General features: G+C 65.9%; 18 protein-coding genes. All 18 read right to left on the minus strand.

What is annotated here, in order from left to right; translation table 11 throughout:
* Positions 1-18 precede the first annotated feature (18 nt).
* Entirely contained in the window at positions 19-3,576 is a 3,558-nt protein-coding gene (gene dnaE, locus AC6CHP_RS17590; RefSeq protein ID WP_498231316.1) for a DNA polymerase III subunit alpha, read from the minus strand.
* A gap of 36 nt (positions 3,577-3,612) precedes the next feature.
* Positions 3,613-4,539 (minus strand): RluA family pseudouridine synthase, encoded by a 927-nt coding sequence (locus AC6CHP_RS17595; RefSeq protein ID WP_377195229.1) that lies wholly within the window; start codon positions 4,537-4,539, stop codon positions 3,613-3,615.
* On the minus strand, positions 4,532-5,104 hold the full coding sequence (gene lspA / locus AC6CHP_RS17600; RefSeq protein ID WP_104188673.1) for a signal peptidase II: 573 nt from the start codon (positions 5,102-5,104) through the stop codon (positions 4,532-4,534). Before lspA ends, AC6CHP_RS17595 begins: the two co-directional genes overlap by 8 nt.
* A 92-nt stretch (positions 5,105-5,196) precedes the next feature.
* Positions 5,197-5,883 (minus strand): DivIVA domain-containing protein, encoded by a 687-nt coding sequence (locus AC6CHP_RS17605; protein WP_104188675.1) that lies wholly within the window; start codon positions 5,881-5,883, stop codon positions 5,197-5,199.
* 177 nt (positions 5,884-6,060) lie between these two features.
* Positions 6,061-6,348, minus strand: a complete 288-nt coding sequence (locus AC6CHP_RS17610; protein WP_104188677.1) for a YggT family protein — start codon at positions 6,346-6,348, stop codon at positions 6,061-6,063.
* Between the two features lie 120 nt (positions 6,349-6,468).
* On the minus strand, positions 6,469-6,999 hold the full coding sequence (locus tag AC6CHP_RS17615) for a cell division protein SepF (protein ID WP_104188679.1): 531 nt from the start codon (positions 6,997-6,999) through the stop codon (positions 6,469-6,471).
* Positions 7,000-7,089: 90 nt separating this feature from the next.
* Entirely contained in the window at positions 7,090-7,851 is a 762-nt protein-coding gene (locus AC6CHP_RS17620; protein ID WP_498231320.1) for a YggS family pyridoxal phosphate-dependent enzyme, read from the minus strand.
* Complete coding sequence (locus AC6CHP_RS17625) at positions 7,844-8,533, minus strand: purine nucleoside phosphorylase YfiH/LACC1 family protein (protein WP_498231322.1); 690 nt, start codon at positions 8,531-8,533, stop codon at positions 7,844-7,846. Before AC6CHP_RS17625 ends, AC6CHP_RS17620 begins: the two co-directional genes overlap by 8 nt.
* An 8-nt stretch (positions 8,534-8,541) precedes the next feature.
* Entirely contained in the window at positions 8,542-9,780 is a 1,239-nt protein-coding gene (ftsZ, locus tag AC6CHP_RS17630) for a cell division protein FtsZ (RefSeq protein WP_188732238.1), read from the minus strand.
* Positions 9,781-9,963: 183 nt separating this feature from the next.
* Positions 9,964-10,944 carry a cell division protein FtsQ/DivIB gene (locus AC6CHP_RS17635; RefSeq protein WP_498231324.1) on the minus strand — a complete coding sequence of 327 codons (981 nt, stop codon included), beginning with the start codon at positions 10,942-10,944 and terminating at the stop codon, positions 9,964-9,966.
* Positions 10,937-12,313, minus strand: coding sequence for a UDP-N-acetylmuramate--L-alanine ligase (murC, locus tag AC6CHP_RS17640; RefSeq protein WP_498231326.1), 1,377 nt, complete (start codon positions 12,311-12,313; stop codon positions 10,937-10,939). Before murC ends, AC6CHP_RS17635 begins: the two co-directional genes overlap by 8 nt.
* A complete protein-coding gene (gene murG / locus AC6CHP_RS17645) occupies positions 12,310-13,410 on the minus strand; it encodes an undecaprenyldiphospho-muramoylpentapeptide beta-N-acetylglucosaminyltransferase (RefSeq protein WP_498231328.1) in 1,101 nt (366 codons plus the stop codon). The genes murC and murG overlap by 4 nt, the downstream gene beginning before the upstream one ends.
* 6 nt (positions 13,411-13,416) lie before the next feature.
* A complete protein-coding gene (ftsW, locus tag AC6CHP_RS17650; protein ID WP_104188692.1) occupies positions 13,417-14,757 on the minus strand; it encodes a putative lipid II flippase FtsW in 1,341 nt (446 codons plus the stop codon).
* A gap of 2 nt (positions 14,758-14,759) precedes the next feature.
* Complete coding sequence (gene murD / locus AC6CHP_RS17655; RefSeq protein ID WP_188732242.1) at positions 14,760-16,334, minus strand: UDP-N-acetylmuramoyl-L-alanine--D-glutamate ligase; 1,575 nt, start codon at positions 16,332-16,334, stop codon at positions 14,760-14,762.
* A complete protein-coding gene (mraY, locus tag AC6CHP_RS17660; protein WP_104188696.1) occupies positions 16,316-17,425 on the minus strand; it encodes a phospho-N-acetylmuramoyl-pentapeptide-transferase in 1,110 nt (369 codons plus the stop codon). Before mraY ends, murD begins: the two co-directional genes overlap by 19 nt.
* On the minus strand, positions 17,422-18,888 hold the full coding sequence (locus AC6CHP_RS17665; RefSeq protein ID WP_188732243.1) for a UDP-N-acetylmuramoyl-tripeptide--D-alanyl-D-alanine ligase: 1,467 nt from the start codon (positions 18,886-18,888) through the stop codon (positions 17,422-17,424). The genes mraY and AC6CHP_RS17665 overlap by 4 nt, the downstream gene beginning before the upstream one ends.
* 6 nt (positions 18,889-18,894) lie before the next feature.
* The gene (locus AC6CHP_RS17670; RefSeq protein WP_188732244.1) at positions 18,895-20,556 is read right to left on the minus strand and encodes a UDP-N-acetylmuramoyl-L-alanyl-D-glutamate--2,6-diaminopimelate ligase; all 1,662 of its coding nucleotides are present in this window, start codon (positions 20,554-20,556) and stop codon (positions 18,895-18,897) included.
* Between the two features lie 81 nt (positions 20,557-20,637).
* Complete coding sequence (locus AC6CHP_RS17675; RefSeq protein ID WP_377195238.1) at positions 20,638-22,434, minus strand: peptidoglycan D,D-transpeptidase FtsI family protein; 1,797 nt, start codon at positions 22,432-22,434, stop codon at positions 20,638-20,640.
* Positions 22,435-22,460 lie beyond the last annotated feature (26 nt).

Raw genomic sequence — 22,460 nt, forward strand, 5'->3', positions numbered from 1 at the left:
CTTTCGCAAGGAGGCCGCTTAGGCGTCCAGGCAGGCCGGGCCGAGCAGCACCTTGAGGTCGCCGAACAGTGACGGGCTGGGGTTCACGCGGAGGTGGACCGGCAGTCCCATGACTTCCGTCCGCGTATCGCCCTGCAGGTGCAGGCGCACCTCGGAGTTGCCGCGGTGCGTGCGGAGGACGTCGCCCAGTTCGGTGACCACAGCCTCGGTGGCTTTGTAGGTGGGCATGGTTATCACCAGCGGGCCATTGAGCCCCTCGCTGAGGTCCGGAACGGACAGTTCCATGCAGTTCAGGGTGATGGCACCGTCGTCGCGTTTCTGGAGGCGCCCCTTGACCACCACGATCAGGTCCTCCGCAAGGACAGAGGCGATGGGGCCGTAGACCTGGCCGAAGAACATGACTTCCATGGAACCGCCAAGGTCCTCCACCTCGGCCCGGGCGTACGCGTTGCCGCTGGCTTTGGCAATGCGCCGGCTCAGCGAGGTGATCATGCCCGCAATGGTGATGATGGCGCCGTCCTGCGGCCCGTCTTCGCCGAGGACGGAGGTGATGCTCATCTCCGCGTGCTGGCTGAGCAGTCCCTCCAGGCCCTGCAGCGGATGGTCCGAGACGTACAGCCCGAGCATGTCCCGTTCGAAGGAAAGCTTGTCCTTCTTCTCCCACTCCGGCAGGTCGGGGATCTCGATACTCAGGGACGATTCGGATTCGGCTTCGTCGAACCCGGCGAAGAGATCGAACTGTCCGATCGCCTCGTTCCGTTTGAGTGTGATGACGGAGTCGATGGCCTCTTCATGGATCATGGCCAGGGCCCGGCGGTGGTGGCCCAGCGAATCGAAGGCGCCGGACTTGATCAGTGATTCGATGGTCCGCTTGTTGCAGACCACCGCCGGCACCTTCATCAGGTAATCCTTGAAGGAGGTATACGCGCCCTCGCTTTCGCGGGCGGCCACCATGGCCTCCACCACGTTTACGCCCACGTTGCGGATGGCGCCCATGCCGAAGCGGATGTCGTTGCCCACGGGGGTGAAGTTCAGTGCGGACTCGTTGACGTCCGGTGGCAGCACCGTGATGCCCATGCGGCGGCACTCGTTGAGGTAGATCGCCGACTTGTCCTTGTCATCCCCCACCGACGTCAGCAGCGCGGCCATGTACTCCGGCGCATAGTGGGCCTTGAGGTACGCAGTCCAGTAGGAGATCACGCCATACGCGGCGGAGTGTGCCTTGTTGAAGGCGTAGTCGGAGAAGGGAAGCAGGATGTCCCACAGGGTCTTGACGGCCTCCATTGAGTAGCCGTTGTCCTGCATGCCCTGGGAGAATCCGGCGAACTGCTTGTCCAGCTCCGATTTCTTTTTCTTGCCCATGGCGCGGCGGAGGATGTCCGCCTGGCCCAGCGAGTAACCGGCCAGTTTCTGCGCCACCGCCATGACCTGCTCCTGGTACACAATCAGGCCGTAGGTTCCGCCGAGGATCTCCGCGAGCGGTTCCTTCAGTTCGGGGTGGATCGGGATGACTTCCTGGATACCGTTTTTGCGGAGCGCGTAGTCCGTGTGCGCGTTGGCGCCCATGGGCCCGGGACGGTACAGGGCAAGCACGGCGGAAATGTCTTCGAAGTTGTCAGGCTTCATCAGCTTGAGCAGGGACCGCATGGGCCCGCCGTCGAGCTGGAACACGCCCAGGGTGTCACCTCGGGCCAGGAGCTCGTAGGACGGGGCGTCATCCAGTTCCAGCGACTCGAGGTCCAAGTCGATGCCGCGGTTCATCTTGATGTTTTCCAGGGCGTCGGAAATGATCGTCAGGTTCCGCAGGCCCAGGAAGTCCATCTTGATCAGCCCCAGGCCCTCGCACGTGGGGTAGTCGAACTGGGTGATGACCTGGCCGTCCTGGATGCGGCGCATGATGGGGATGACGTCGATGATCGGGTCCGAGGACATGATGACGCCGGCGGCGTGGACGCCCCACTGCCTCTTCAGGCCCTCGATGCCCAGGGCCGTCTCGAAGACTTTCGCAGCCTCGGGGTCGGTGCTGATCAGCTGGCGGAAGTCGCCCGCTTCACCGTAGCGCTTGGCTTCCGGGTTCTGGATATCCGCCAGCGGAATGTCCTTGGCCATCACGGCCGGCGGGAGCGCCTTGGTCAGCTGCTCACCCATGCTGAACGGGTAGCCCAGCACGCGGGAGGAGTCCTTCAGCGCCTGCTTGGTCTTAATGGTGCCGTACGTGACGATCATGGCCACGCGTTCGTCGCCGTACTTCCGGGTCACATAGTCGATGACCTCGGACCGGCGCCGGTCATCGAAGTCGACGTCGAAGTCGGGCATGGAAACGCGGTCCGGGTTGAGGAACCGTTCAAAGATCAGGCCGTGCCGCAGCGGGTCGAGGTCCGTGATGCGCATGGCGTACGCCACCATGGAACCGGCGCCTGAACCACGGCCCGGGCCGACCCGGATGCCGTTGTTCTTGGCCCAGTTGATGAAGTCCGCCACCACCAGGAAGTACCCGGGGAAACCCATCGAGGTAATGACGCCCAATTCGTAGTCAGCCTGGGCGCGGACGTCGTCGGGGACGCCGCCCGGATAGCGGTACTCGAGCCCCGTGGCAACCTCTTTCACCAGCCAGGACGTTTCGTCCTCCCCCGGCGGGCAGGGGAAGCGCGGCATGTAGTTGGCACCGGTATTGAAGGACACCTCGCAGCGCTCGGCGATGAGGAGTGTGTTGTCGCAGGCGTCCGGCTGGTCGCGGAACAGTTCCCGCATTTCCTGCGGGGACTTCAGGTAATAGCCGCTGCCGGAGAAGGCAAAGCGTGAACCGCCGTTGTCGTAAGTGGGCTCCAGGAGGGTGGACCCGGACTGGATGGCCAACAGGGCCTCGTGGGCCTTGGCGTCGTGCTCGTGGGTGTAGTGGAGGTCGTTGGTGGCCACCAGGGGAAGGTTCAGGTCCTTGGCGAGCCGCAGCAGGTCGCCGGTGACGCGCCGCTCGATGTCAAGTCCGTGGTCCATGAGCTCGCAGAAGTAGTTCTCGGCCCCGAAGATGTCCCTGAACTCCGCGGCGGCTTCCAGCGCCTCACGGTACTGTCCCAGCCGGAGCCGGGTCTGGATCTCCCCGGAGGGGCAGCCGGTGGTGGCAATCAATCCCTCGGAATAGGTGTTGAGCAGTTCCCGGTCCAGGCGTGGCCATTTGCCGAACACGGCGTCCAGTGAGGCGATGGAGGAAGCCCGGAACAGGTTCCGCATGCCCGCATTGTTGTAGCTGAGCAGGGTCATGTGGGTGTAGGATCCGCCGCCGGAGATATCGTCCTTGCGCTGGTGCTCCTCGCCCCAGCGCACACGGCTCTTGTCGCCGCGGGCCGTTCCCGGGGTCACATAGGCTTCGACGCCGATGATCGGCTTGATCCCCTTGTCAGTGGCCTTCTTCCAGAAGTCGAAGGCGCCGAAAAGGTAGCCGTGGTCGGTGGTTGCGAGTGCGGGCATCCCCAGCCGCTCGGTCTCGTCGAACAGCTCACCGAGCCTGGCGGCGCCGTCCAGCATCGAGTACTCGGTGTGGTTGTGGAGATGGACAAACGAGTCATTGCTGGAAGTCACCGCACTATTCTATGCGCCGGACAGGCGGCGAAAGCGCTAGGCCTGCCCGGACCCGAGGACTTCCAGGGCATAGGCCAGGTCCTGTGGGTAGTCGCTTGCGACCCGGACGCGTTCCCCTGTCACCGGGTGGTCGAACCCCAGTTCGCGGGCGTGCAGCCACTGCCGGGTCAGGCCGAGGGTGGCGGCCAGCCGCGGGTCGGCGCCGTAGGTGAGATCTCCGGCACAGGGATGCCGGAGCGCGGAAAAGTGGACGCGGATCTGGTGGGTGCGGCCCGTTTCCAGGTGGACTTCCACCAGGCTGGCTTTGCCGAAAGCTTCAATCACTTCGTAGTGCGTGACGGACGGGCGTCCGTCCTCAATCACCGCGAAGCGCCAGTCATGCCCCGGGTGCCGGCCGATGGGCGCGTCGATGGTTCCCGCCAGGGGGTCGGGCAGGCCCTGCACCACCGCGTGGTAGACCTTGTCCACCGTCCGCTCCTTGAAGGCCCTCTTCAGGGCCGTGTAGGCACGCTCCGACTTTGCCACGACCATCACACCGGATGTCCCGACGTCGAGCCGGTGCACGATGCCTGCCCGCTCCGGCGACCCGGAGGTGGAGATGCGGTAGCCTGCCCCTGCGAGGCCTCCCACCACCGTGGGCCCCACCCATCCCGGGGAGGGGTGCGCGGCCACGCCGACGGGCTTGTCTACGACGACGAAATCCTCGTCGTCCAGCAGGATCTTCAGGCCTTCCACAACTTCCTCCACGACTTCCAGCGGGTCACGCCGTTCCGGCATGCTGACCTTGAGGACATCGCCCGCCACCAGCTTTGCCGACTTGCCCAGCGGTTTGCCCTTGCTCTCCACATGGCCCTCCGCAAGGAGGGACGCGGCAAGGGACCGCGAGATGCCCAGGAGGGCCGCGAGCCCGGCGTCGGCACGGGTTCCCCCGTATTCGTCGGCAACGATAATCTGCTCAGGCATCGCCGGACTTGTCCTTGCGTTCTGGGGTGAGCCTGCTTCCATCGAGGGTGATGCCACGCAGCGTCAGGATGCAGATGATGGCGACGGCGGACACCACCGCGGAGTCCGCGATGTTGAAGATGGCAAAGTTGGGGAGCTGGATAAAGTCCACCACGTGGCCCATGCCGAAGGACGGTTCCCGGAACAGCCGGTCGGTCAGGTTGCCGAGCGCCCCTCCCAAAAGCAGGCCCAGCGCCAGGGACCACCAGACCGAGCCCAGCTTGCGGACCTGGAAGAGAATCGCCACGGACACCGCGGCCATGATGATCGAAAACACCCAGGTGACGTTCTCGCCGATGGAAAAGGCCGCGCCCGAGTTGCGGATGAAGTACCAGTGCAGGAGCGGCGGGAACACGGGGATCCGTTCGCCCTCCACCATGCTGGAGGTGACCCAGAGCTTGGTGAGCTGGTCCAGGACGTAGGCAAAGAGGGCGAACCCGGCGAAGACGGAGAACAGCACCGCCCGGCGCGGTCGCGGTGAGGGTGGGACAGGGCGTGCGGGATCCGCAGCAAGTTCGTCAGTCATGGTGCTTTCATTCGTACAACAGGTGTCAATGCCAAAAGCCGGTGGCCGAGGAATCCTCAGCCACCGGCTTTCAGAATACGTGCTTTGACCGACTAGTTGGCTTCGCTGACTTCCGGCGTAGCCACGGAACCGCGGGCGTCGAGGTCGCGCAGCTGGCCTTCGATGTAGGCCTTCAGGCGTGAGCGGTAGTCGCGCTCGAAGCCGCGGAGCTGCTCTACCTTGCGTTCCAGGACCGAACGCTGCTGCTCGAGGGCGCCCAGGATCTTGCGGGACTTCTCCTGTGCATCGTTGACCAGGCTGCTGGCTTCGATCTGCGCCTCGGCGATGATCTTGTCCTTCTGGGCCTGTCCGTCGGCCACGTGGCGGTCGTGCATCTGCTGGGCCATGGCCAGGAGGCCGGCTGCGGACTCGGCAGAAGGTGTTGCGACGGCGGCGGGGGTTGAGGCGGCAGGGGCTGCAGCAGCGGCCGGCTGGACGTCCTTCTTCTTGCTGGCTTCGGCAGCCTTGGCGTCGGCTTCCGCCTTCTCGCGTGCCTCATCCTTGTCGGCCTTGACGGGCGCGGGGACCTTCTCCACAACGGGAGCGGCGGCCGAGCTGGCCGGAACGCTGGAACCGGCCTCGGCGAGCTTCTTGCGAAGTTCGTCGTTCTCCTGGTTCAGGCGGCGGAGTTCAACGACGATCTCGTCCAGGAAGTCATCAACTTCGTCCTGGTCGTACCCTTCGCGGAACTTGGTCGGCTGAAAGCGCTTGTTGACAACGTCTTCTGGCGTCAAAGCCATCTGGTCACCTCACTGGTCTGGTTAGTCAGTAGGCCTTCCGGCCGTCAAAACTACGGTACCTAAATTTGGTCTGGTTACTCTAATTCAACACTGGGGTGTCAAACGTGAGTTTCTTCGCTTCACAGTAGCTGTTCCCGGACGGGTCCACCCTGTGCTGCTAGGTCTATTGGGGGTAAATCAGGCCAGGCCCCTTGTGATTCCCATCGCAATGCTGACGGCGATGAACAGAACCAGGAAGCCCAGGTCCAGGGAGATGCCGCCAAGTCGCAGGGGCGGGATGACCCGGCGCAGTACCTTCAGTGGCGGATCGGTGATGGAGTACACCGCGTGGGCGGCCACCAGTGCGGCGCCCCGCGGACGCCATTCACGTGCGAACATCTGCACCCAGTCGAAGACCAGGCGGATGATCAGGGCAACGAAGAACAGGAGCAGCGCGAGATAGACAAGTCCGAAAGCAATTCCCATGACTTAACTCATATCTCCATGTTCATCTGTGTACCGCGGCTTCCTGCCGATGTGTCCCGTCTATTTCAACACAGATGCCAGACAGGTGTCCCTGCCTGGCATCCGCATACTGAACGAGGTTCAGCTTTGGTTGAAGAAACTGGCCTGCGTTTCGCTGATTTTCTTGTCGTCACCGATGACTTCAACGTACGACGGCGACAGCAGGAAAACCTTGTTGGTCACCCGCTCAATGCTTCCACGGAGTCCGAAGACCAGTCCTGCGGAGAAGTCCACCAGGCGCTTGGCGTCAGCCTCGCCCATGTCCGTAACGTTCATGATCACCGGAATGCCGTCCCGGAAGCTCTCACCGATGAGCTTGGCATCGTTGTAGGAGCGCGGGTGGATGGTGGTGATCTGGCGAAGCCCGCTGGTCTCTTCGCGGCTCGAGGCCGCACGTTTGATGGGGGTCACTGGGGCGCGGTATTCCTCTTCGGGGGTGTAGGACGTTTCGCGGCTGACCTCACGGACGGGTGCAGGTGCACGGCGCTCCTCGCGGTCAGCTTCCATAGTTTCGTCCTCATCCTTACGTGTTGTCTGTTGCTCGGACTCGTAATGCTCATCGCCGTCGGCGAGCCCAAGATAGATCATTGTCTTGCGCAGAGCGCCGGCCATGGTCGACTCCTAATCGTGTCCCGTAAGCGGGCCGCCCAATGACTTGACAGCATTGAAGTCCCCCGCCCATCACTTGCAATAGCTCCGACGCTACCCCACGGCTGGACGCGATCCGAGAATATCGGACCCGATTCGCAGGTGTGTCGCCCCGAACGCAATGGCTGCTTCCAGGTCCTGGCTCATGCCGGCGGAAATGGCGGCTGCCCCTGGGTGGTGCGCCACCAGCCGCGCCGAGACTCCGGCCAGCTTTTCGAAGGCGGTCTCCGGCGGGGCGCCCAAGGGCGCCACTGCCATCACGCCGGCCAGCCGCAGGCCTTCGGCCGCGGCAATCCGGTCCGCCAGGAGCAACACGTCGCCGGGGTCGGCACCTCCCCGCTGCGCACCGGCGTCGGCATGGTCATCAAGGTTGACCTGGATGAAGCAGTCCAGGGGCGCGCGTCCTGCCGCGGTGCGCTCGTTCTGCGCCGCCTTCGCCAGGGCATCCACGAGTTGTGGCCGGTCCACCGAGTGCACGGCGGAAGCGTAGCGGACCACCGATTTGGCTTTTTTCGTCTGCAGTTGGCCCACGAAGTGCCAGGTAAGCGCGCAGTCGGCCAGGATTTCCGCCTTTTCCGCAGCCTCCTGGTCCCTGTTTTCCCCGACGTCGGTGACTCCCAGGGCGGCGAGCCGCCGGATGTCCTCCGCGGGATGGAACTTCGTGACCACGATCAGGGTTGGCAGCCTGTCCGCCCTGCCGGCCGCCGCCGCGGCCACGCTGATCCTGCGCCGGACTGCTTCGAGCCGCCCGGCCAGCTCGGCGGTGCGCGGATCCCCTGCGCCTGCACCGCCGTCGTTCAACGCGGGGTCAGTCATGGCACCAGACAACGCCGGCGAAACGGCCCGTGCCGGAGTCGCGGCGGTAGGAGTAGAGGGAAACTGTTTCCAGGGTGCAGGGTCCGGCGTATTCAACGCCAACCCCGGCGTCTTCCAGCTGGCTGCGCGCGCCGGCCGGAAGGTCCAGTGCCGGGGTTCCCCAGGAGGTCTCGGACCAGGTGGCGGGCACCGCCGCGGCCACCTCGTCCCGCAACACAGGAGGCACCTCGTAGCACCTGCCGCAAATGGACGGACCGAGCCAGGCGCGGATGTCCACCGCGCCGAGCGATTTCATGGTGTGCACGGCGGAGGGGATAACCCCGTTGGCCACGCCGGGCCTCCCGGCGTGGACGGCGGCCAGGACGGGACCGTCAGCGGAGGTTCCCGCCAGCAGGAGCGGGATGCAGTCAGCCACCATGACGGCCAGCGGCTGGGAACGCGAAACCATCGCATCTGCTTCCGGTGTGCCGCTCCCCCGGTCCATAACGGCCACCGTGGTGCCGTGCACCTGGTGCATGAACCGCAGGCTGCGGGTTTCGATTCCCACCGCGGCTTCGAGCTGTTCGCGCCGCCGCTGCACGGCGCCGGGGTCGTCGCCCACGTGCAGGGCGAGATTCCCCGCGCCACTGTCAGTAAAAGCGGCCGAGATCCCCGGAAGGATCTCGGCCCGCCAATGGAACAAGCCGCGGCCTACTTCAGGAAGTCGGGGACATCCAGGTCATCCGAGCGGCTGCCGGTGAGGTCCGGTTCCACGACGGAGGGAAGGTCAACGTCGAAGCCGGAATCGGCCGGGACGGCAGACGGGCGCTGCTGTCCCCAGTTGCTGAGGCCTGCTGCCCCTACACCTGCGTGGACCGGCTGGACGTGCACCTGGTGGTTTCCGGCGGAGGGTGCCTGCGACGGCGCCGGGACGGCTGCCGGAGCGGCGGGCCGCTGGGGAGCAACCTGGGGCTGCGACTGGTCCATGGACGGCGAGGTGGCCTTGACGTCGTCGAAGCCGGCAGCAATGACCGTTACGCGGGCCTCGTCGCCGAGGGCGTCGTCGATCACGGCACCGAAGATGATGTTCGCCTCAGGGTGGGCAACTTCCTGGACCAGGCGCGCGGCTTCGTTGATCTCGAACAGGCCAAGGTCAGAGCCGCCCTGGATGGACAGCAGGACGCCATGTGCGCCGTCGATGGACGCTTCCAGCAGCGGCGACGCGATGGCCAGCTCGGCTGCCTTGACGGCTCGGTCTTCACCCCGGGCAGAGCCGATGCCCATCAGCGCAGAGCCGGCACCCTGCATGACGGACTTCACGTCGGCGAAGTCGAGGTTGATCAGGCCCGGGGTGGTGATGAGGTCCGTGATGCCCTGGACACCCGAGAGGAGCACCTGGTCTGCTGAGCGGAAGGCGTCCAGGACCGACACGTTGCGGTCGCTGATGGACAGGAGCCGGTCGTTGGGGATCACGATGAGGGTGTCCACCTCGTCCCGGAGGGCGTCGATGCCGGCCTCCGCGGAACCGGCGCGGCGGCGGCCCTCGAACGTGAAGGGACGGGTGACCACGCCGATGGTCAGCGCACCCAGCGAGCGGGCAATGCGGGCGACGACGGGAGCGCCGCCGGTTCCGGTACCACCGCCTTCGCCGGCCGTGACGAAGACCATGTCCGCGCCGCGGAGCACTTCCTCGATCTCGTCAGCGTGGTCCTCGGCGGCCTGCTTGCCTACCTCCGGGTTGGCGCCTGCACCGAGCCCGCGGGTCAGCTCGCGTCCGACGTCGAGCTTCACGTCCGCGTCGCTCATGAGCAGGGCCTGGGCGTCGGTATTGATGGCGATGAATTCAACACCTCGGAGGCCGACCTCGATCATGCGGTTGACTGCGTTCACGCCACCGCCGCCGATGCCGACGACTTTGATGACGGCCAAGTAATTCTGCGGAGCTGCCACGTTACGTGTCCCTTGTTCGTGTCTTATTGCGAAAACTGATGGAGAGCTTGAAGCCAGTAACCTTAACCTTCGAGTTGAAGGTTATAGTTATGTCAAGTAACTCATGTCTGTGACGGTATTTCCTCTGCCTGCCACATTCAATAACCGGCTCCGCGTGTCGGATTAATACCGGAAATAAACCCTTCAGCGCGTCACCGGGTGCCGGGGCACGCTGACGTCATAAACCTTGACGGGGTTCTTGGGATCGGCGGGAACCTTCAGGAGTGCAGCCAGTACTTTGGCCTTGAGCTCCTTCTCCCCCGCGTTGCCCCAGATGATGGTCTGGCCGTCCACGAGCTTGAGTTCCACCGCATCCACCGACTGCGCAGAGGCGTTGGAAAGCCTGGCGAGGACGTCGGCGGGCAGGGCGCCCAGGACGGCGGCCGTCGCGCGGAAGAGATCCTGTCCGATGGCTCCCGCCCCGCCGTCAATGACGGGCAGGGAGACGGACGCGGGATCGGCGGTGGCCGCCAGCTGGACGCCTTCGACGTCCACGAGCTGGTACTGCTCCCCCTGCTTGACCAGTGCCACCGGCACCCGTTCCCGGACTGCCACAGCCAGCCCTGAGGGCGGCCGGGCTTGCACGGAGACCGACTTGACCTGGACCAGGGGCTCCAGCAGCCTCGCCACCTCGTCGTCGCTGATTTGCGGCAGGGGCTTTCCCCGCAGGGGCTCCAGCGCGGTTTCCACCTGGGCAGGCGTCAGCAGGCGCGTCCCGGAAACAGAGATGGTGTCAACGGCCAGGACGGGCGAGAAGGTGGCCACCGCCAGGAGGCCGGCCACGAGGGCGATGAGCGTTCCGGCTACGGCGAGGATATTCCGCTTGCGGCGCTTCCCTTTGGGCTCGGGAAAAGCCAGCACGTTCTCCGCGGCTGCCGCAGGCTGTTCCGCCTTCCTGCCCCTGCCCAGGCCGGGAATGCCGGCCCGTTTCGGTTTTTCCGGCTCCTTGCCCTTGCCGACCCCTTCGGGCGCCGACTCGGGAACGCTCCGGGAGGCCGAAATGACGTCCTCCGATGCAGGTCCGGTCTGCCCGCCGTTGCCGGCATTTCCATCGCTGCCGCCTGTGCCTCCGGAGCGGGCCGAGCGGCCGGTGGAGGTGTACGTGGGGCGGCGGGTGCTAGCCACGCAGGGCCTCGACGATCTGCGGCCCGTACGCCGTGACATCACCGGCGCCGGCCGTCAGCACAATGTCACCGGCCGCGGCGGCAGCCCTCAGTGCTGAGACGGCGTCACCGGCGGCCACAAGGCGTCCTCCGCTGTCCAGGTGGTCGGCAATGAGCTGGCTGGTCACTCCCGGAATGGGATCCTCACGGGCGGGATAGATATCCAGTACCAGGGCGGTGTCGGCGAGGTTGAGCGCCTCGGCGAACTCCTTCGCGAACTCGCGGGTGCGGGAGAACAGGTGGGGCTGGAAGAGGACGTGCACCTTGTGCGCGCCGGCGACCGAGCGGGCAGCGGCGAGGGCGGCCCGGACTTCGGTCGGGTGGTGGGCGTAGTCATCGAACACGCGGACTCCGCGGGCCTCGCCTTTGAACTCGAAGCGGCGGGAGGCGCCGGAGAAGTGCGCCAGGGCGGCCGCGGCCGCTGCGGGGTCAACGCCAAGTTCAAGCGCGACGGCGAACGCGGCCGCCGCGTTCAGGGCGTTGTGCCGCCCGGGCACCTGCAGGGCGAGCGGAAAACGCCCGGAGGCCGTGGAGACTGCGACGTCGCCGGGACCGCCGTCGTGCAGCACGAGGTCCGCCCCCTCGGTGGTTCCGTACAGCACCACGCGCGTGGTGCCCCTGGTCCGTGTTCTTTCAGCGAGGGCCAGCGCGCCGGCGTCGTCCGCGCAGGCAACCAGCACGCCGTCAGCGGGAAGCAGCGCAGTGAACCGGTCAAAGGACTCGTACACAGCCTCGGCCGTGCCGTAGTGGTCAAGGTGGTCCGGTTCAACGTTGGTCACCACGGCGATCCCGGGCCGGTAGTTGAGGAAGGAGCCATCGGATTCGTCAGCCTCGGCCACGAAGATTCCGGAACTCCCGTGCGCTGCGTTGACGCCAAGCGCGGGAACATTGGCGCCGATGGCGAATGAAGGGTCCAGCCCTGCGCCCTGCAGCAGGACCGTGACCATGGACGTGGTGGTGGACTTGCCGTGGGTGCCCGCCACCGTGACCACCGTGTCGCCGCCCATGGTGGCAGCCAGGGCCTCGGACCGGTGCAGCACGGGCAGCCCTGCTTCCCTCGCAGCAACAAGCTCCGGGTTATCGGGGCGGATGGCGGATCCGGCCACGACTGTCTGGGCATCGCCCAGGTTGGCGGAGGCGTATCCCACCGCGACGCGGGCACCGGCTGAGGCGAGGTCGGCCATCACCGGCAGGTCCTTGGCGTCGGAGCCGCTGACCGGAACGCCGCGGGCAACCATGATCCTGGCAACGGCGGACATGCCGACGCCTCCGATTCCCACAAAGTGGACGCGGCCCAGCGACTCGAGGCTGGGTACGGTGCCGTGGTTCATGATGCTGCTGCTTCCAGGATGAGGTCTGCCATGCGCTGATCTGCGTTTCGGATGCCAAGCCGGTAGGAACTGCCGGCCATGGCATCAAGCCGCGGCTGGTCTGTGACGAGTGGGATCAGTTCCCTGTCCACCCATTCGGGGGTGAAGTCGCGGTCATTCACCATCAAGGCTCCGCCGGCAGCCACCAGGCCGGCAGCGTTCAGGGCCTGCTCGCCGTTACCGATGGGCAGCGGCACCAGCACGGCGGGGACACCGACGGCGGCGACCTCGCAGACGGTGGCCGCACCCGAGCGGGCCAGCAGCACATCCGCGGCAGCGTAGGCAAGCTCCATGCCGTCCACGTACTCCACCTGGCGGTAGTCCTTCGCGCCAAGCGGCCGGCCCTCGCTGTCCATGACGGTCTTGCCGCGGCCGGTGATGTGCAGGGTCTGGATACCCGCCGCCGACAACCGTTCAACAGCGGCCGCAATGGTGCGGTTGATGCTTTGGGCGCCGGAGGATCCTCCGGTGACGATCAGCGCAGGCTGGACCGGGTCCAGGCCGAGGGCAGCGCGGGCAGCGGTGCGCGCGGCTGCCCTGTCCAGTCCCGAGATTTCGGTGCGCATGGGCATGCCCACGTGCCTGGCGTGGCGGAGCGGGGTGTTGGCGAAGGCTACAGCGACGCGGCGGGTCATCAGGGCTCCCACCCTGTTCGCCAGTCCGGGACGCGCGTTGGCCTCGTGGATCACGATCGGAATGCGGCGTTTGCGCGCGGCCAGGTACATGGGCGTGCAGACATAGCCGCCAACCCCCACCAGGACATCAGCGGCCGCTGTGTCCAGGATTGCTCCCGCCTGGCGTACGGCCCCGGCCAGCCTGGCGGGGAGGCGCAGCAGGTCCGTGGAAGGCCGCCGCGGGAACGGCACCCGGTCGATGGTGGCCAGTTCAACTCCTGCAGCGGGAACCAGCCTGGTTTCCATTCCGGACGGCGTGCCGACGGCGAGGATGGCGGCTTCCGGGGAGGCATTCCGGAGTGCCGCGGCGATGGCGAGCAGCGGGCTGATGTGTCCGGCAGTGCCGCCGCCGGCCAGGACGATGGACGGGGTGTTGGTGGTCATGGAGGTCTAGGTACGCTTTCTTGCAGTTTTCTTCCGGTCCGCGTTTTTCCGCGCCGGCTTGGCCTTGAACTTGAGCATCCGTTTGGGCCGGATCGCCGGGGCCATCTGTTCCCTGGCCAGCGAAAGCACAACCCCGATGGCGCAAAGCGACATCAGCAGTGCCGAGCCGCCGTAGGAGATGAAGGGCAGCGGCACGCCGATGACGGGCATCAGGCCGGTCACCACTGACATGTTCACGGTTGCCTGGCCCAGCAGCCACACCATGATGGTGCCGGCGAGGACACGGTGGAACATGTCCTCCTGTGCCACCACCACGCGGTAGATTGCCGTTCCCAGGATGGCGAAAAGGATCAGGACGACGACGGTCCCCACCAGTCCAAGTTCCTCACCGATGATGGCGAAGATGAAGTCGTTATGGGCTTCGGGGATCCAGCTGTACTTCTGCCGGCTTTGTCCCAGCCCCACGCCGAACCATCCCCCGGAGGCGAGCCCGTAAAGGCCGTTCGTGGCCTGGTAGTTGGCGTCGATGCCATCGGCACAGGACTGCCCGGTCCACCATGAGGTGATGCGGCACATGCGGTTGGAGCTGGTGACAGCCATGAGCGCCGTTCCGGCGGCTGCGGCCAGGCCGGCAATGCCGAAGAGATAGAGCGGCGCCCCGGCGAAGAACAGTGCTGCAGCCGTCACCATCATGATGATCATGGCGGTTCCGAGGTCGTTTCCCACCAGGACCAGGCCGACGATAATGATGGCCATCGGGACGGCAGGGACCGCGACGTGCTGCCACCGGCTGAGCAGCTTTCCCTTTCGGGCCAGGACGGTGGCCATCCAGAGTGCGAGTGCGAGCTTGGATGCTTCGGACGGCTGGAAGGTGATGCCGCCAAGGTCGATCCAGTTTTTGTTGCCATTGACTTCCGCGCCGACAAGCTGGACCAGGCCAAGGAGGACGACGGCGGCGATGATGGCGGGCCAGGCAAGCCGCTTGAGCCACACCACGTTGATGCGGGACAGCACGAACATGGTGAAGATGCCGATTGCGGCGAACATGCCCTGTTTCAGGGCATCGCCGTACGGGGACTTGCCCGCGGCGATCGACTCCACGCTCGAGGCGGAGAGAACCATCATGATGCCGATGGCCGTCAGTGCGAGGGTGGAGCCCAGGATGAGGTAGTAGGTGGAGCCGTTCCTGGACGTTCCGGTTCCCTCAAGCGCCGACCAGAACTTACGGTATGCGGCGCGCAGTCGGGTGCCGGCAGCGGCCGGGGGCCGGACCGGTGATGCGGAGGAGCCGGGACGCGGCTTGCCTGCCTGCTTCTGGGCTGGCGGGCGTGTGGGCGTGCTGACCATTGTTACTCCTCGCCGGTCTGGGCCTGCCCTTCCACCAGCTCGCGGACAGCTTCGATGAAAGTGTCACCACGGTGAGCGTAGGAAGAGAACTGATCCATGGAAGCAGCTGCCGGAGCCATCAGCACAGTATCGCCGGACCCGGCCAGCTGGGCTGCTGACGCAACTGCACGGGACATGACGGTTCTCCCGGCGTCGGGAGAACCGGCCTCAGTGCCGTCTGTTGCAGCAGTCTGCACCTGTTCAGTTTCACCCGGGGCCGTCCCGATCACGGGGACATCGGGCGCGTGTCGCCGGAGGGCGTCCGCCAGTGCCGAGGAATCCGCTCCGATGAGCACCACGGCCTTGAGCCGGGGGGCGTGTTCCCGCACCAGGTCGTCATAGGTCACGCCCTTGGAGAGGCCTCCGGCGATCCAGATGACGTTGCTGAAGGCGGCCAGGGAGGCCGATGCTGCGTGCGGGTTGGTGGCTTTGGAGTCATTAATCCACAGGACGCCGTTGTGGCGTGCTACCGGCTGGATGCGGTGGTCCCCCGGCACGTAGTCCTGGATTCCCTGCCGGACCCCCTTGGGCTCGATGCCGTAGGCGCGCACCAGTCCTGCTGCCGCCAGGGCGTTGGCCACCATGTGCCGCGGCGCCAGCGCACCAAGGTCGGTCATCGAGGCGAGCTCCGCTGCGCTGTCCCGGCGCTCTTCGATGAACGCCCGGTCCACCAGGAGCCCTTCCACCACACCGAGCATGCTGACGGCAGGGGTGACGGTGGTGAAACCAACGGCGCGGCATCCTTCCACCACGTCGGCGTTTTCCACCATGCGTTCTGTTTCGATCTGCTCCGCGTTGTAGAGGCAGGCCTTTTGGGTGCGTTCGTAGACCTTGGCCTTGTCCGCCAGGTATGAATCGTAGGATCCGTGCCAGTCGACGTGGTCCTCGGCAACGTTGAGGCAAACGCTGGCCACCGGCGAGAGTGACTCGGACCAGTGCAGCTGGAAACTCGAAAGCTCCACGGCCAGGACGTCGTACTCCACCGGATCCCGGAGCGCATCCAGGATGGGCGTACCCACGTTTCCCACGGCAATGGCTTTCAGCCCGGCCGCGCGCAGCATTGATTCGGTGAGCCCTACCGTGGTGGTTTTTCCGTTGGTTCCCGTTATGGCGAGCCAGTCCGCGGTCTTGCGGCCTTCCCGCACGCGCACGCGCCAGGCCAGTTCAACGTCCCCCCATACCGGGATGTGGGCCCGTGCGGCTGCGGCCAGCAGGGCCTGGTCCGGACGCCAGCCCGGCGACGTGACAATCAGTTCCGGCAGCTCGCCGTCGATCCTGGGAATGCGGGTGACTGCGTCCTCCCCGAGCAGGACGTCCGCAGCGCCGACAATTTTCAGGGTGTCGGCGTGGGCTTTGGCCTTGTCGCTGGTGGCGGCATCCACCACCACCACGCGGGCGCCGAGTTCGATCAGGGTGTCCGCAGCGGCGAAACCTGAGACCCCAATGCCGGTGACGACCACCCGGAGTCCGGACCAGTCGGAGTCCCAGCTCACGAGGTTATGGAGGCGGGGGGAAACGGTCACAGCAGCACGACCCATTCAGCGTAGAAGATTCCCAGGCCCACGGCGACGAAGAGTCCACCGAGGATCCAGAACCGGACCACCACGGTCACCTCGGCCCACCCCTGAAGTTCAAAGTGGTGCTGCAAAGGCGCCATTTTGAAAACACGTTTACCTCCGGTGGCTTTGAAGTAGCCCACCTGGATGATGACGGACAGTGTGATCAGGACGAACAGCCCGCCGATGATGCCCAGCAGCAGCTCGGTCCTGGACAGGATGGCGAATCCCGCGATGGCGCCACCGATGGCCAGCGAGCCGGTGTCGCCCATGAAGATCTTGGCCGGAGAGGTGTTCCACCAGAGGAAGCCCACCAGGGCCGCGCTCATGATCGCTGCCAGCAGGGCGAGGTCCAGGGGGTCCCGGACCGAGTAGCAGCCGCTGCCCGCCTCGCGGGGCGAGCCGCAGGCCTGGTTGCTCTGCCAGATGCCCATGAGCGTGTAGGCGCCGAACACCATGACCGAGGCCCCTGCCGCCAGCCCGTCGAGGCCGTCGGTGAGGTTCACGCCGTTGGTTGCAGCGGTAACGATCAGGTTGGACCAGACAACGAAGAGGATGGCCCCCAGCACAGTTCCGCCGAAGGCAAGGTCCAGCCACGGCAGGTCGCGCACCAGGGAAATCTTGGTGGACGCCGGCGTGAGGCCGTCCTCGTCGGGGAAGTTCAGGGCCAGCACGGCGAAGATGATGCCGACGGCGGCTTGCAGGATCAGCTTGGCCTTGGCGTCGAGCCCAAGGCTGCGCTGCCGCGAAATCTTGATGAAATCGTCCAGGAACCCCACAAGTCCCATGCCCACCATCAGGAAGAGCAGGATGAGGGCGGACGCGGAGGGGCCCGGGGAAGCCGGGTTGACCATCAGCATGATGAGGTGGGTCAGGCCGTAGCTCAGCAGGACGGCAGCCACCACCACGGTCCCGCCCATGGTGGGCGTTCCGCGTTTGGTGTGGTGGGAGGTGGGCCCGTCGTCGCGGATGAACTGTCCGTAGCCGCGGCGCACCAGGAGCCGGATGAAGAGCGGGGTGCCCACCAGCGCAAACAACAGGGCCAGTCCGGCGCCGATCAAAAGTGCAATCACAGCAGAGTGCTCCTTTCATCGGCGGGTTGCGGGGTTTGTGGGGGTAATGCTATCTGATCGCCCAAGTGGCGAAGTCCAACGCTGTTGGACGATTTGAAGAGCACCAGGTCGCCGGGTTCGAGTTCGGCGTTGAGCAGTTCGTAGGCTTCGTCGGCGGTCTCGGCGAAGACGCATTCGTCCCCCCAGGAGCCCTCCTGGACTGCGGATACGTAGAGTGCGCGGGCTTCCCTGCCCACCACCACCAGCCGGGAAATATTGAGCCGCACCACCTGGGTGCCCACGGCTGTGTGCTCGCGGATGGAATCCTCGCCGAGCTCCAGCATGGCGCCCAGGACTGCCCAGGTGCGCCTGCCCTGCCCCAGGTCGGCGAGTGTGCGCAACGCGGCGCGCATGGATTCGGGGTTGGCGTTGTAGGCGTCGTTGATGATGGTCACGCCGTCCGGCCGCTCGGTGCGCTCCATGCGCCACCGGCTGGCGGCCGCCTGGCTGCTGAGGGCGGCGGCGATGTCTGCGCCGGAGATTCCTGCGGCCCGGGCCGCTGCTGCCGCCGCCAGCAGGTTGCCGGTGTGGTGGGCGCCGATCAGCCGGCTTATGACATGGTGAGGCGTGTCTTCTCCGGGGAGGAGGAGGTCGAATTCCGGGTTGCCGTCAGTGTTGGTGTCCGCATTGAGTGCCTGCACGGCGGCGTCGGGCCGCCCTTCGGCGGAGAATCCGACGACGGACGCTGAGGTGCGTGCGCGCATGGCCGCCACCCGGTCGTCGTCGAGGTTAATGACGGCGGTTCCGGAGGCTGCAAGGGCTTCCACCAGTTCGCCCTTGGCCAGGGCGATGTTGTCCACTCCCCCGAATTCGCCGGCGTGTGCAGTTCCCACTCCAAGTACCACGCCGATATCCGGCTTGACCATGTCTGCGAGGTAGCTGATGTGGCCAACTCCTGTGGCGCCCATCTCAATAACCAGGTACCGGGTATCCGTTCCGGCGGTGAAGACCGTGAGGGGCACCCCGATCTCGCCGTTGTAGGAACCCCTCGGCGCCACGGTATTGCCGTGAAGGGAGAGAATGCCTGCGAGCAGGTCCTTGGTGGTGGTCTTCCCTGCCGAGCCGGTGATGCCGACGACTGTCAGTTCGCCGTTTGCCGCAGCACGTGCGGCGCGGATCCTGCGGACGGCCTCCGCAGCGAGTGCGCCCATGGCGAGCACGGCATCAGGAACAACGATGGAAGGGTAGGGAGCACCGTCGGGGCCGGCTACGGGGCGTTCCACGAGCGCAAGGGTGGCGCCGGCTGCGAAGGCGGCGGCTGTGAAGTCGTGGCCGTCGGCGTACTCCCCAGGTTTCGCTACGTAGAGCGACCCAGGCGTGGCTTCGCGGGAATCCGTGACCACCGAAAGAGGGGTGATTCCAGGATCGGCGTCCAGGCGCCCCTTGGTGATATCGGCGATTTCCGCCGCAGTAAATGCAATCATCTCGGTCTAGGACTCTATCCGGTCGTCTTGGAGAACGTTGAATCCCCTGGCTGTCAAGGCGCTGCGCAGCTCCACCCTGTCGTCGAGCGCAAGGTTGACGCCCTTCACTTCCTGCCACACCTCGTGGCCGCGGCCGGCCACCAGGATGGTGTCATGCGGCCGGGCGAGTTCCACGGCGCGCTGGATGGCTGTGTCCCGGGGGAAAACCTCCAGCACGGTACAGGGCAGCTTTTCCCGCTCCTGGGCCTCCCGGGCCCCGGCTAGGACATCGGCGCGGATGGCGGCCGCGTCCTCGTCGTGGGGGTCGTCATCGGTGATGATCACGGTGTCCGCCAGCCGTGCGGCGATGGCGCCCATGGCCGGCCGTTTGCCCTGGTCACGCTGGCCTGTCGCACCGAACACAACGATCAGGCGGGAGTCCGCTTCCGGTGACCGGACAGCTTCCAGCGCCCGGGCCAGAGCGTCGGTGTTATGGGCAAAATCCACGACGGCGGCGGGCTGTTCGGATACCAGCTGCATCCGTCCCGGCACGGCCACCGTAAAGGGGTCGCCTGCGTCGAGCGCAGCCTGCAGCGTTGCGGCGTCCACGCCGGCGGCGAGCACCATCACCACCGCCAGGGCTGCGTTGGCCACGTTAAAGCTTCCGGGAAGCCCCGTGTGGATTGTCAGGACGGTGCCGCCGGGTCCGCTGAGCGTGAACTGCGTGCCCAGCCCCCGGGGCATGGTTTCCGTCACGGTCCAGTCGGCGGGGTTGGCCCTTGAGGTGCTGAGGGTGGTGACCGGCACCCCGGCGCTGCCGGCAAGGCGGCGGCCCCATTCGTCGTCGACCGTTACCACGGCCCTCCGCGCCCGTGCAGGCGTGAAAAGCTCCGCCTTGGTGGCGAAATAGTCCTCCATGGTGTGGTGCAGGTCCAGGTGGTCCTGGGTGAGGTTGGTGAAGCCGGCCACGTCGAACAGCACTCCGTCCACCCGCTGGTAGGAGATGGCGTGGGAGGAGACCTCCATGGCGGCGGCGTCGAGTTCCTTTTCACGCATGAGCGCCAGGAGCCCGTGGACCTCCGGGGACTCCGGTGTGGTGAGGAGGCTGGGAATGGGGTCCCCGCCGGCCAGGATCTCTATGGTCCCGATCAGGCCGGTCCTTTTGCCAAGGGAGCGCAGCAGCGAGGTGATGAAGTACGTGGTGGTGGTCTTGCCGTTGGTGCCCGTCACACCGAACAGCTGCGGGGCAGTGTCCTGCCCGCTGCGGTAGATCATGGCGGAGAGCGGGCCCACCACGTTCCGCGGCGCATCAACCACCAGCACAGGTACCGGCGTCTCGGAGGACAGTGCCAGGAGGCGCGCACCGGCGTCGTCCGTCAAGACAGCCGCGGCTCCCGCTTCAACGGCTTGGGCGGCGAAGTCTGCGCCGTGCCGGACGGCACCGGGCAGGGCCACGTACAGGTCACCCGGTTCCACTGTGCGGGAGTTCAGCGAGATGCCGGTCACCGCCACATCCGCCGAGGCTCCCGGAATGACGACGCCGACTGCGTCACCAATGCTTTCCAGCCGGACCGCCTCCACAGCTGAGGGGCGGAAGCGTGCCTGGCTGTCCGGTCCCTGCGGGGCCGCTCCCTGTGGAGCCGCTTCCTGCGGGGCAGGGCGCTGATCGGACGCGTTGAACTCTGACAAGGGATCTCCGATGGTGCTAGTGGACCGTGCCCGGCGTGGATCAGCCGAAGCAGGCGGGCTGCTGCGGCTGCTGCCGGGGTATTACTTGGCGAACTGGGGCAGCCGGGCCGGTTCACCCGTGGACGGCTGGACGTTGTAGGTCCGCAGTGCCTGGCTCAAAACCGACCGGAAGACCGGCCCGTTGGTAATCCCGTAGATGCTGCCCTTGGGCCGCTGGAGTACCACCTCAACAATAAACCGCGGATCATCCATCGGGGCCATGCCCACGATCGAGGCGGTGTAGCCGCAGAAGCCGGACTTGCCGTCGTCGCACGGGGACTCGGACGTGCCGGTTTTTGCCCCCACCCGGTAACCGTCGATGCCGGCGTCCTTGATCTGGCCCTCGGTCACCGCGCTCTCCAGGATGTCCTGCACCTGCTGGGCGGTGTCCTCCGACACGATCTGGCGTGGTTCCGCCGGCGCAACCTTTTCCTCGGTTCCATCTGCGGAAACGTATGAGTCGATGAGGCGCGGCTGCAGCATCACGCCGTTATTGGCGATGGACTGGAATGCCCGCACGGTCTGCAGGGTGGACTGGGAGACGCCCTGGCCGAACAGGACCGTGAATTCCTGGCGGCCGTCCCACTGCTGCCAGGGTGTCAGTATCCCGGAGGCCGTGGCAGGCAGGCCAATGTCCGGGGCTTCGCCGATGCCAAACTTCTTCAGCCAGTCGTAGCGCTGTTCCTTGCTCAGCCGCTGACCGGCCATGACGGTTCCGGTGTTCATCGAGTAGCCCAGAATACCGGCGAGCGTCCGCTCTTCCGTGCCGTGCGCAAAGGAGTCGCTGAAGGTCTGGCCGTTGACCGTGTAGGTCGGGTCCAGGGTGAATTCATCGAGCGGGCCCGCCTTGCCCTCTTCGATCAGCGCGGCCACGGTCATCATCTTCTGCACCGAGCCGGGCTCGTAGGCCGCGGTGACGGAGCGGACACCGCGGTCCTGCGCAGCCACCCTGCCAGGGTCGTTCGGGTCCGGCGCGTTGGTGTCCGCCATGGCCACCAGGTCACCGGTCTTGGCATCCATCACAATGATGGAGCCCCACTCGGCGTTCAGTTTCTCCGTCTGGCTTTGGATGGCCTGCTGCGCGAAATACTGAAGGTCCGAGTTGATGGTGAGCTTGACGTCCTTGCCGTCCTCCGGCGGAGTCAGTTCATCGACGCCCACGGGGATGCGCAGGCCGTCCGCACCGATCTCGAAGAGCCTCTTGCCGTCAGCACCTTTCAGGAGATCATCCTGGGTCTGCTCGATCCCCGCCTGGCCGGTGGTGCCGTCCTGGAGGAAACCGATGATGCCGCCGGCAACGGATCCGTTCGGGTAGACACGTTTGCTGACGCCCTCGGTCACAATGCCGGGAATCTGGAGCTGCGAGATGCGGTCCTCAACGTCCGGCTTCACGTCCTTGGCCACAATGTAATAGGGCTGCTGCCCGGTGACGGCCTCGCGGATCGCGTCCTTTTCCATGCCGAGGGCAGCCGCAAGTTCCGTCAGCCCCTGCTCCCGGCTGACGTCCACCAGCTTCTCCTTGGCGTCGTCCAGGCGCTTGAATGTCTCCGTTTTGGTGTTCACCCGCTGGTCCACCACCACGTTGTAGCGGATCACGCTGTTGGCGAGCACAGTACCCCGTGAGTCCAGGATGCTTCCGCGTTCCGCCGGGAGGACGGTTTGCTGCATCCGGCTGTTCAGGGCGGCCTCGGCCATTCCCCCCACGTCGAGCCCCTGGACCAGGAAAAGTTTTCCGCCCACCACCAGCAGGAGCGTCAGCATGATGCCAAGGCCCAGGCGCAGGCGCTTGGTGGCGTTGGGAACCCTGCCGTTGTTTGCCTTGCCGGTCCTCTGCGCCACCGTTAATTTCCTTGCTGTTCGACCCT

The sequence above is a fragment of the Pseudarthrobacter sp. GQ63 genome (assembly GCF_059758765.1).